General features: G+C 67.1%; 7 protein-coding genes and 1 other RNA gene. 4 read left to right on the top strand and 4 right to left on the bottom strand.

What is annotated here, in order from left to right:
* Positions 1-1750: 1750 nt before the first annotated feature.
* From ffs to recR, 3 genes are all read left to right on the top strand, one after another.
* Positions 1751-1846, top strand: an RNA gene (ffs, locus tag AL3_RS11870) — signal recognition particle sRNA small type.
* Between the two features lie 77 nt (positions 1847-1923).
* Positions 1924-5619, top strand: coding sequence for a DNA polymerase III subunit gamma and tau (locus AL3_RS11865; RefSeq protein WP_066300996.1), 3696 nt, complete (start codon positions 1924-1926; stop codon positions 5617-5619).
* A 32-nt stretch (positions 5620-5651) separates the two neighbouring features.
* Positions 5652-6248, top strand: coding sequence for a recombination mediator RecR (recR, locus tag AL3_RS11860; RefSeq protein WP_066300994.1), 597 nt, complete (start codon positions 5652-5654; stop codon positions 6246-6248).
* Positions 6249-6275: 27 nt separating this feature from the next.
* On the opposite strand, the gene AL3_RS11855 is transcribed toward recR, so the two are convergent.
* From AL3_RS11855 to AL3_RS11845, 3 genes are read right to left on the bottom strand one after another with little or no spacing between them, the layout of a single operon-like run.
* Positions 6276-7073, bottom strand: coding sequence for an MBL fold metallo-hydrolase (locus tag AL3_RS11855; RefSeq protein WP_066300991.1), 798 nt, complete (start codon positions 7071-7073; stop codon positions 6276-6278).
* Positions 7073-8143: an ABC transporter permease gene (locus AL3_RS11850; RefSeq protein ID WP_066300988.1), complete on the bottom strand. Its 1071-nt coding sequence runs from the start codon at positions 8141-8143 to the stop codon at positions 7073-7075. Before AL3_RS11850 ends, AL3_RS11855 begins: the two co-directional genes overlap by 1 nt.
* Positions 8140-9075: an ABC transporter ATP-binding protein gene (locus AL3_RS11845; RefSeq protein ID WP_066300985.1), complete on the bottom strand. Its 936-nt coding sequence runs from the start codon at positions 9073-9075 to the stop codon at positions 8140-8142. Before AL3_RS11845 ends, AL3_RS11850 begins: the two co-directional genes overlap by 4 nt.
* A gap of 275 nt (positions 9076-9350) precedes the next feature.
* Between AL3_RS11845 and AL3_RS11840 the strand changes: the two genes are divergently transcribed.
* Positions 9351-10637 carry an aspartate kinase gene (locus AL3_RS11840; RefSeq protein WP_066300983.1) on the top strand — a complete coding sequence of 429 codons (1287 nt, stop codon included), beginning with the start codon at positions 9351-9353 and terminating at the stop codon, positions 10635-10637.
* 75 nt (positions 10638-10712) lie between these two features.
* On the opposite strand, the gene AL3_RS11835 is transcribed toward AL3_RS11840, so the two are convergent.
* On the bottom strand, positions 10713-10949 hold the full coding sequence (locus tag AL3_RS11835) for a hypothetical protein (RefSeq protein ID WP_066300981.1): 237 nt from the start codon (positions 10947-10949) through the stop codon (positions 10713-10715).
* Positions 10950-10983 lie beyond the last annotated feature (34 nt).

Raw genomic sequence — 10983 nt, 5'->3', positions numbered from 1 at the left:
AGCCCACGGGGTGGGCGGGACAGCCAATTCAACCAATCAAAATAATTGGTATCAATAAACTTGGCACACTATTGAGTTCTCAAACAACAGTCGCATCCGGTCTACTCAGAAAAACCATTCCGTTTCCGGATCAATGTCTTTCTTTTCGCACCGCTGCGGTGTTTCATAATTCTATTTCATCTTTCCGGTTTTTGCAATTCGGCGGATTTCCGTGGAAATCGTTCCGAACCGTTCAAACCGGCTGTCCGAACCCAGCATTCATTGTCAGGCTTTCCCGCCGGCACACAAGGCGCGCAGCAGATCCACCATCGAAAGGAAGTTGGGGTTTGGCCGCCATGCTTCGGGCGCTTTCTCAGCGTCCCGGCCGCGGCGACTCAGAAAACATTACACGGCGCCGGGCGGGCGTGCAAATCGAATCAAGGTGTCCTGCACCACGTCGCAGAACTGGCCGGAAACGCTCCGTTACCCATCCACGGAAGACGGCTACGAACGGCATTCCTGCATGCCGTGTCTTGGTTCTCCCGGCCCTGGTCGGTCCTGGTCAAGCTCTCTGGATGAGCCAAGACGGTCTCCCTATATGGAGCGCCCCTCTATAGAGCCACTTTGTGGGGCGGTCTACAACTTTGCGGGGGCGCCCACGGCGGGGGTGCCTATAGGTGGGGGGTGCCTATAGGTGGGGGGTGCCTATAGGTGGGGGGTGCCTATAGGTGGGGGGTGCCTATAGGCGGGGGTGCCTATATAGGAAGACAAGGGGGTGGAAAGTATGGGGGGTGGAAGGCATGGGCCCCGGATCCAACAGAGAGAGGGGTCGAGAGAAAGGGCCCGACGGGGAGAGGGAGCGGCAGAGAGGAGCGGGACAGAGAGGGAGACGGAGAGGGAAGCCTGCCCCTGCCCCCAAGCGCACGTGCCGAGCGCCGCGCAAAGGTCGCGCACGACGTTCAGCACCAAATAGGGGGGTTCCACATAGGGATAGGGGTTCCACATAGGGGGTTTCCAGATAGAGGGTGTTCCATCAGGGTCGAAAAGAGAGGAAGGTGCTGGCCTCCGTTCTTACCTCCCCGCGTAGAAGGTCCGTGGGATCTTTACTCCGGGCGCGAATAGCGTCCCGCATCCCGCATCCCTACGGCGCCGCCGTCGCCCGGCCCGCCATCACCCGGCTCTCCCCCGGCCCCGGCGCCCGATCTGTCTCGTCCGATCCAGCCTCGTCTGGCAAACCTGACTGCCGTCCGCGCACCACGAATCCAAACTCCCCAGACATCCCCTATATAGGGCAGTCACTCGTACTCCGGGCAGCAGCCGCACGGGCGGGGCACCGCCGAGATCGAGGCCCACCCAAACCTCCACACACCCACCCATCAACGCATCACTGCATAACTGCTCAACGGCACCCACGCCCCAAGACACCAAGACACCAAGACACCAAGACACCACCCAACCCACCCAACCCAACCAACATGCCAGGACCGGCAGCAGCGCCAGCCACTGCAGGAACGCGCCCGTCGCAGGAAGCGCCAGCCACTACAGGAACCCCCGGCGTCCGCCGCAGGCACGCGCCCGTCGCAGGAACCCCGGCGCCCACCGCAGGAAGCGCCAGCCCCCGCCGGACCGCGCCCGTCGCCGGAACCTAGGAGCCGGCGTCGGGCACCGGTCCCCTGACAAACGATCAGGCCAGATTTCCGCCCCATTCCGGCCACCTGCCAACCCGCCAACCACCCCGGAATGGGCAGGCGAAAAATCGGGTAGACTTGTTGGCGGCCCCTCATGTGGTGTCATCCTGTGAACTCCCCCAGGACCGGAAGGTAGCAAGGGTAAGCGGGCTCTGGCAGGTGCATGGGGGGTCTTTAATTTATCCGGAAACGGCGGCCTTTGCCCCGCCCCGGGACCGGATGCGAACCGTCAGCGCCAACCGATAGGGTTCTATCTGTGAGTACAGCCCTTTACCGCCGCTACCGTCCCGAGAACTTCGGGGACGTGATCGGCCAGGAGCATGTCACCGAGCCGCTGATGGCGGCCCTCTCAAAGAACCGCGTCAACCACGCCTACCTTTTCTCCGGCCCGCGCGGCTGCGGCAAGACTACGTCTGCCCGCATCCTGGCCAGGTGCCTGAACTGCGCTGAGGGCCCGACGCCGACCCCGTGCGGCAAGTGCGACAGCTGCGTTGAACTGGCCCGCAACGGCTCCGGCAGCCTCGACGTCATCGAAATCGACGCAGCCAGCCACGGCGGTGTGGACGACGCCCGCGACCTGCGCGAACGGGCCACCTTCGCCCCCGTGCGCGACCGCTACAAGATCTTCATCATTGACGAAGCCCACATGGTCACCTCGGCCGGCTTCAACGCGCTGCTCAAGATCGTCGAAGAGCCGCCGGAACACATCAAATTCATCTTTGCCACCACGGAACCGGACAAGGTGATCGGCACCATCCGGTCCCGCACCCACCACTATCCGTTCCGCCTGGTTCCCCCGGAACCGCTGCTGGCCTACCTGGAAAAGCTGGCCAGCCAGGAAAACGTGCCTGTGGCCCCCGGTGTCCTCTCGCTGGTCATCCGGGCCGGCGGCGGATCCGTCCGTGACTCGCTGTCCGTTCTGGACCAGCTGATGGCCGGTGCCGGTGAATCCGGGCTGGACTACGAACTGGCAGTGAACCTGCTGGGGTACACCCACGTGGCGCTGCTCGACGACGTCGTTGATGCCTTCGCTGCCGGTGATGCAACCACCGTCTTCGGCGCCATTGACCGCGTGATCCAGACCGGCCAGGACCCCCGCCGTTTCGTTGAGGATCTGCTGGAGCGGTTCCGCGACCTCATTGTGGTCAACGCGATGCCGGACAGCGCAGCTGCCGTACTCCGCGGCGTTCCCGAAGACCAGATCAACCGGATGCACACGCAGGCCGCCCAGTTCGGCGGCGCCGAGCTTTCCCGCGCCGCCGACATCACGAACACCGCCCTGACCGAGATGACGGGCGCAACCTCCCCGAGGCTGCACCTGGAACTGCTCTGCGCTAGGATCCTGCTGCCAGCAGCCGACCAGTCGGAGCGCGGCACGGCTGCGCGCGTGGACCGGCTCGAACGGCGGCTCAGCTACGCCGGCGACGGCGCCCCGGCCTATGCGGCCGGCGAGACAGTGCAGGGGTCACCGGCCGCGTCTGCTCCAGCAGCTGAACGCCCGACGGCGGCACAGCGTCCCGCAGCAGCGGCACCAGCGGCTTCCCAGCCGGAAGCACCGCAGCCCGCTCCCGTGGAATCCGCACCAGCCGCAGCGGACTGGGGCGGAACCTGGGCGACACCTGCTCCCACAGTTCAGTCCTCCCCGGCAGCCGGCCAGTCTGCTGCCGGCGCCTCCGCTGCTTCCGGCGGATCGAGCCGGACGTGGGACGACGTTTCCCGCGAGGCAGCCGAGCAGCAGCCTCCGGCCCAGCCGGCACCCGCGCCTGAATCCGCTGGGTCCAGCGGCGCCGTGAGCGCGCAGGGTTCGAACCCCCAAACCAATGGATCCGGCGCCGCTCAGCCTCCGGCCCGGCCGGCGTCCCAGTCGTCCCAGTCGTCCTCTGCAGGGCAGCAGGCTCCCGCAGCATCAGTGCCTTCCCGCGACGCCGCACCTGCCCCGCAGGGCCAAGCCCCGCAAACCCGTGAGGGTGTGGCACCGTCCGGGGCTCCCGCGGCAGCTTCCCAGCCGGGCACTGCAGCAGCAGGTCAGCCCGGCCAGGCAGCCGCACCTCAGCCGGGTCAGGCAGCAGCAGGTCAGCCCGGCCAGCCCGGTCAGCCTGCTCCGCAGGAGGCCAGCCGCACCGGCGGCGGCGGACAGATTGAAATGATCCGGCGGGCTTGGCCGGAGATCATGGATGCCCTCACCAGCATCCGCCGTGCGACCTGGCTGAACGTCAGCAAGAACGCCTCGCCGCGGGCCTTCGACGGCCGGGTCCTGGAACTCGCGTTCTCGAACCCCGGCGCGGCAACAAACTTCAACCGGCCCGATCACCTGGAGAATCTCCGCAAGGCCATCCACCAGGTCCTTGGAGTGGATTGCCAGGTCAACGCGGTCCACGACAGCACCGCGGCAGCGGGTGAACCCGGCCCAAAAGCTGGTAGCCGGCCTCACCAGCCGGCACAGGTTCCGGCACCGGCTCCCCAGCAGTCCGCGACAGGAGCCACCGCACCTGTGTCCGCAGGCGCGCCTGCGCCCACGTCCGAGGTGTCCCCGGCGCAGCGCGGCGCATCGTCTGCCCCTGTTCCGGCAGGCCACAGCAGCGCGCCTGCAGCTCAGGAGCGGCAGGAATCAGCCGACACATCCCGGGCTGCCGGGCAGACCGGTCAGCAGGGGGCGCAATCCCCGCAGGCTGAAACGGGCCAGCGCCCGCCTCAGTCCAGCGTTCCTGCCGATCACCCCACCCGGCAGACGGGTCGGGTGTCCAATCCGGGCACCCCATCCGTTCCCTCCTCACAGGAGACGGGTCAGCAGGTATCACAGCCCGGCTCCCCATCCGGCCAGCCCACGTCCCAGCCGGGACCGCCCCGGGGATCGAACGGACAGCCGGCGGCCGAAGCCGGTGCTGCGGCCAGCCGCGCTGCTGCACGCCCCGCCCAGTCACAGGCGGCGGATCGTCCCGACGTCCAGCGCGCGCCGGGTACCTCCAGCGCGCAGAGCGACCCGAGTGCTCCAGAAGCACAGCGCACGCCGGGTAGTTTCAGCGCGCCGAGCGCTCCGGCAGCGCAGCAGGCGCCGGACGTTTCCGCCGCACAGCCCGCCACAGTTTCTGCAACGGTTCAACCCGCCACAGCCCCGCCAGCCACGGAGCCGGCCCCGGCCCGCGCTGCTGCGGGGGGCCCCGCGGCATCCCGTCCCAAGGCAGCCCGCCCCGCGGCGCCGCTGCCCGATGATTGGCCGCAGGAGCCCTCCGATCCGGCGGATATGCCGGAGAGCAACGCCTGGGAGACTGCTGCACCGCCTGAGGACATCCACGTCAGCAGTGCAGTCAGCGACGATGAGTGGGCCAACACCAACTGGGCCGGAACCACTTCCACGCGTCCCGCGGCGCAGGCCGCCGGGTCCTGGGGACAGGCTTCAGCCCGCCCGGGGACCGGGCAAGGCGCTCCGGCGGGCTCTTCTGCCGGGACCCCCGCCGGGTCGCCCGGAAGCGCCGCGCCGGGATCCTCAGCGCAGGCGTCCTCAGCACAGGGATCCTCAGCGCAGGCGTCCTCAGCACAGGGATCCTCAGCACAGGGTTCCACAGCGCAGAGTTCCACAGCACAGGGTTCCACAGCACCGGGATCTTCAACACACCGATCCGGCGCGCAGACGATGCAGGCGCCCGCTCGGACAGCACCGCAGCCGGCCCGGGCCCAGACAGCAGAAGCACCGGCAGCTCCGGCCGGGAACCAAGGTAACCGCCCGCTCAGCCGGTACCAGAAACTGCTGAATGAAGCTGCCCAGCGCAATGGCACGGCGCAGCCTGCCGCAGGACGGGGCAACGTAGACTTGGGCTACATCGAAGACGTGCCAAGCGCCGACGATGTGACTCTCGAGGACTCGGGTTTGGTGGGCCGCAAGGCCATCGAACGCATCCTGGGCGGCCGGCTGATCGAGGAACGCAGCCTCGACGGACAAGACATGCGCCGCTGACCGGTCCAACAACTATTCCCTAAGAAGGCCAAGTGTACGAAGGTGCGGTTCAGGAACTGATCGACGAGTTGGGACGCCTCCCCGGCGTGGGTCCCAAGTCGGCGCAGCGGATCGCTTTCCACATTCTGGAATCGGATCCCGAGGATATGTCCCGGCTGGCTTCCGCGATCACCACGGTCAAGGAGAAGGTGAAGTTCTGCCAGGTGTGCGGCAACGTCACCGAGCAGGAGACCTGCAACATCTGCCGGGACCCGCGCCGCGATCCCACCATGATCTGCGTGGTGGAAGAGTCCAAGGACGTCATCGCCGTGGAACGGACCCGTTCCTTCCGGGGGCGGTACCACGTGCTCGGCGGGGCCATTAACCCGATTGCCGGCATCGGTCCGGACCAGCTGCGTATCCGCGAACTGCTCAGCCGGCTCTCCGACGAGAAGATCGCCGAAATCATCATCGCCACGGACCCCAACCTCGAAGGGGAAGCCACAGCGACGTACCTGGTGCGCATGCTCAAGACCCTGGGCATCAACGTCACCCGCCTTGCCTCCGGGCTCCCGGTGGGAGGCGACCTCGAATACGCCGACGAAATTACCCTCGGCCGCGCCTTCGAAGGCCGCCGCAGCCTCACCTAAGGCTCAGCCCGCCCAGGCGCAACTCACCTAAGCAGCAGCCGCCCCGACGGTGAAGGCGCTCCCCGGCGCCGCGTAGTCAATGACGCCGTCGTACCGGTCCGCCGCCCGCGCCACCGCCTCGGCCGGGCTGAGGAACGGGCCAAGGTGCGTAAGGATCAACCGTCCAGCGCCGCCTGCGAGCGCAGTGGCACCGGCGTCCTCGGGCGTGTGGTGCACCTTCTCCCCGTCCCCGGGAGCGCCGGCGCTGTCCGCCTCGCAGAGCAGCGCATCACAGCCGCGGGCAAGCTGCGCCAACGCCGGGCACGGAGCGGTGTCCCCGGAATAGACCAGCGAGCCGCCGTCGGCTTCCACCCGCAGGGCGAACGCCGGCATACCGTGCTCCACGGCCCGGCTGGTCAGCCGCAGCGAACCGACACCCGCCTGGTGCCCGTCGTACAGTTCCGTGATCTGGAACGCGGACTCAACCGGGCTGCGGTGCGCGGGCTGGGTGGAAGAGGCGTTGGTCAGGAATCCGGCCAGCCGCCCGGCAGCGCCCACGGGCGCAAACAGCGGCAGCGGGGTGGAGCGCCGAACGTCCGCAAACAGCAGGCCGTAATACGCAGTCAAAAGGTCAGCGCAGTGATCGGCGTGCAGATGCGAAATCCAGACGGCGTCCAGTTCCGCCAGCCCGACGTGCTGCTGCAGCGGCCCCAGCGTGCCGCTGCCCGCATCCACCCAAATCCGGGTACCGCGGTGGGACACCAGATAGCCGGAGCACGGATTCTCCGCACTGGGATACGGGGAAGCGGAACCCAGGACGGTCAACCGAAGCGGCTCAGCCGTCACTACGCGATCCGCGTACCCGAGGCGAGCCGGCGGGCCGGGGTCACCAGCCGCCGTCGTGCCAGGGCCAGCAGCAGTGCGGCACCGGCGAACTGCACACCCAGGCCCAGCGGCCAGATGGGGAACGACGCCGGGAGCTCACGGTCTTCCCGCACCTCACCGTTGATGCACTGCGGTCCGCTGAACTCCGGCCCGGCCTGTGCATACCTGACGGACGAGCTGATGCCTTCCATCGGCCCGCCGGCACCTTCCCGCGGACCGTACGGCAGGGCGTCAGCCAGGACCACGAAGGGATTGGCGGCCAGCAGCCACGCTGAGCGTTCGGTATGGCTGACCTCCATTTCCATCAGCGGTCCGGTGCATGTGTAGCTGCTGTTGAAGGTTTCGTCCGGCGCCGTGTAGGGCTGGTACGGCTCATACTGCGCGAAATTCGCCTGCACCGTCCCCTTGACCAGCGGCATGCTCAGCGCAAAAGCGATCAGCGTTCCGATGGAGAGCAGCGCCACCAGCATGTAGGTCACCACAATGGAGAAAAGCGGGCGGTTCGCCAGCGCGGACACCGCGACGCCCAGGGCACAGACCACGCCCAGTTCAATGCCCAGCATCAGTAGGGACACCACAGCCACACCCGGGCGGACACCGCCCAGGGCAAGCGCCCACAGCAGGAAGGGCACGCTGGCCACCAGGAACCCCAGCGACGCCACCCAGGAGGCCAGCCATTTGCCGGCCAGGAGCTGTCCGGGGCGCAGCAGGGTCACCTGCAGCACCGCCAGGGTGCCGGCCGAACGGTCCCCGTTAATGGCATTGGCAGACAACGCCGGGGCCAGCAGGAGGCCGAAGAACAGCACAAAGCTGATCATCAGCTCGAAGAGGGCCTGCCCGGCGTCGGGCGTCTCACCGGACACCCACGTGGTGAACGCTGCCACCAGCCCGATCACCACGAACCACACACCGAGCAGCACGTACCAGCCGCGTGAACGTACCCGTTGCCTCATCTCCAGCGCGAAGACCGTACTGATGCCCTTCCAGTACCCCAGGCGGGCCGTCCGCGGAGAAGCTTCTGCCACACTCATGACTTGTCCGCCTCCAGGCTCATGTAGGTTTCTTCGAGCGCCCCGGTGGCCGGTGCGAAGGCCGAGACGTCGACGCCGCCCAGCACCAGGTCCCGCAGCAGGGCCGCCGCCTGGTCTTCGCCGGCGAGCTGGACCCGCACCTGGCCGCGGCGTGGACCGTCGCCGGCCTGATGTGAAAGCCCGTGGGCGTCGAGGGCACGCAGGAGGTCACCCGTGCGTCCAGCCCGGATGGCATACCACCGCAGCTGGCTCCCGGCCTCGTCCAGGGTTTGGGTTTTGACCGTCTTCCCGCCGGAAACAAACACCGCGCGGTCGGCCATTTCGTCCAGTTCGGACAGCACGTGGGAGGAGACCAGGATGGTTTTGCCGTCCGCGGCCAGGCGGCGCAGGAGCAGGCGCAGCTCCACCCGGGAGCCCGGATCCAGGCCGGAGGCCGGTTCATCGAGCAGCAGCACGGACGGGTCGTGGATCAGTGCCCGGGCCAGGCTCAGGCGCTGCTGCTGTCCCCGGGAAAGCACCCGGGCCGGCTGCTCAGCGAACGCGGAGAGCCGGACCTCGGCCAGCAGCTCAGCGGCCCGGGCAGCTGCTGCCGCCGGGGCCATACCGTACAGCTTTCCCACGGTGACCAGGATTTCAGTGGCCGTCAGCGAATCCCAGACACCTAGTGTGTCCGGCATCCAGCCGACGGCGCGGCGGACGGCCTGCGGCTGGGTCAGCGGGTCGGCACCGTTGATCCGGACCGTGCCAGCATCCGGTGCCAGCAGGGACGCGAGAATCAGCAGCAGGGTGGTCTTGCCGGAACCGTTGGGCCCTATCAGGGCAGTGACAGAACCGGGCGGAGCGGTGAAATCCATTCCCCGGACGGCCTGGACCGTTCCAAAACTGCGCTGCACGCCCTCCGCGGTAATACCGCCCGGCTCTGTTGTCCCCATGCGGCCAGACTATACGGGCGGGCCAGGCCAACCGGTGTTTCCGCCTCAGCACTGCCCCGGTGAGTTGCGGCCGGAACATGCCTGCACGGTTAGCCGGCAGCATGAGATCGTTAAGGAGAGATTGAGCGGCATTTCGGTGGCATTTCGGCGCCGCCGCAGGGCCGCTATAGACTTTTGAACATCGGCCGCCCGGGGCGGCCTTTTCCACGGATAGTGCCGTTGCGGCGCAGCGCCGCCGGGCAGCAACGAAGAAGAGTTCCAGAGAGCGTGTACGCATGAGCCTGATAGTGCAGAAATTCGGCGGTTCCTCCGTTTCGGACGCCGAAGGCATTAAGCGCGTCGCCAAGCGCGTCGTGGACACCCAAAGCGCAGGGAACGACGTCGTCGTTGTCGTTTCCGCCATGGGCGACAGCACCGATGAGCTGCTGGACCTGGCCGGCCAGATCACCACCGGCACCCACCCGCGTGAAATGGACATGCTGCTCAGCTCGGGCGAACGCATCTCCATGGCGCTGCTGGCCATGGCCATCAACGAGCTCGGTGCCTCCGCGCAGTCCTTCACCGGCAGCCAGGCCGGCATGATTACCGATGCCATCCACGGCCGCGCCAGGATCATCGACGTCTCCCCGCACCGCATTAAGACCGCGATCGACAAGGGCGACGTCGCCATTGTTGCCGGCTTCCAGGGCATGAGCCGGGACAGCCACGACATCACCACCCTGGGCCGCGGCGGCTCCGACACCACCGCCGTCGCCCTCGCGGCAGCCCTCGACGCCGATGTCTGCGAGATCTACACGGACGTAGACGGCATTTACACGGCCGACCCCCGCGTGGCGCACAACGCGCAGAAGATCGACAAGATCTCCAGCGAGGAAATGCTGGAAATGGCAGCCTCCGGCGCCAAGATCCTGCACCTGCGCTGCGTGGAATACGCCCGGCGCTTCGGCGTTCCGCTGCATGTGCGGTCCTCTTTCAGCCAGCACGAAGGGACCTGGGTACTGCCCAGCCCGGACGACAAGATCAAGATTCAAGAGGGAGAACCCTTGGAACAGCCCATCATCTCCGGCGTTGCACATGACCGCTCCGAAGCGAAGCTCACGGTTGTGGGTGTCCCGGACATTCCCGGCAAGGCTGCGGAGATCTTCGGGATCGTCGCCGGTGCGAACACCAACATCGACATGATCGTCCAGAACGTCTCCACCCAGGGGTCCGGGAAGACGGACATCTCCTTCACCCTGCCGATGGTGGACGGGCAGGCCGCCATGGATGTGCTCAACGCCGCCAAGGCCACCATTGGCTTCGACGCCATCGACTACGACGAGCAGATCGGCAAGCTCTCGCTGATCGGCGCGGGCATGCGTTCCAACCCGGGCGTCTCGCACAAGTTCTTCGAGGCGCTGCACCTGGCGGGCGTGAACATCGACATGATTTCGACGTCGGAAATCCGCATCTCCGTCGTCACCAGCGCAGCACTGCTGGATGACGCGGTCCGCGCGGTGCATGCCGCGTTCGGGCTCGACGGCGAGGCCGAGGCTACCGTGTACGGCGGCACCGGCCGCTAAGCAGCAGGCTCAAACCAGAGGGGGCGTCCGGCGGGCCGGGCGCCCTTTGCTGTGCCCTGCTGGGCCCTAACGGGCCTAGTACACGTGTTCGCGGAAAACCGGGGCGTGGAAGTAGTCCTGGTAGATCACCGGCTCGGCCGGTTCACGGTGCGGCTTGCCCTCGACAAACTCGCGGTCCACTCCGTAATGGTGTCCCTCGCTGTCGGTTTCGACGACGATCTCTGACTCGTCGAACTCCGGCACTTCCGGGATTTCGCCGCTGGGCAGACGAGGCTCACCGCCGTCGCCCGGGTCCGGCACGATTGTTGCCATGGGAACCCCTCCTTAGAGGCAAAGGTGTCCCTTA

It is taken from the genome of Arthrobacter luteolus NBRC 107841, from assembly GCF_001552075.1.
Classification (GTDB): Bacteria; Actinomycetota; Actinomycetes; order Actinomycetales; family Micrococcaceae; genus Arthrobacter_B; species Arthrobacter_B luteolus.
This window is presented reverse-complemented; position numbering and strand designations above follow the sequence as displayed.

Coding starts and splice junctions, on each gene's coding strand:
- AL3_RS11850 (WP_066300988.1), bottom strand. CDS start 8,143: ATGAGTGTGGCAGAAGCTTCTCCGCGGACGGCCCGCCTGGGGTACTGG.
- AL3_RS11845 (WP_066300985.1), bottom strand. CDS start 9,075: ATGGGGACAACAGAGCCGGGCGGTATTACCGCGGAGGGCGTGCAGCGC.
- AL3_RS11840 (WP_066300983.1), top strand. CDS start 9,351: ATGAGCCTGATAGTGCAGAAATTCGGCGGTTCCTCCGTTTCGGACGCC.
- AL3_RS11835 (WP_066300981.1), bottom strand. CDS start 10,949: ATGGCAACAATCGTGCCGGACCCGGGCGACGGCGGTGAGCCTCGTCTG.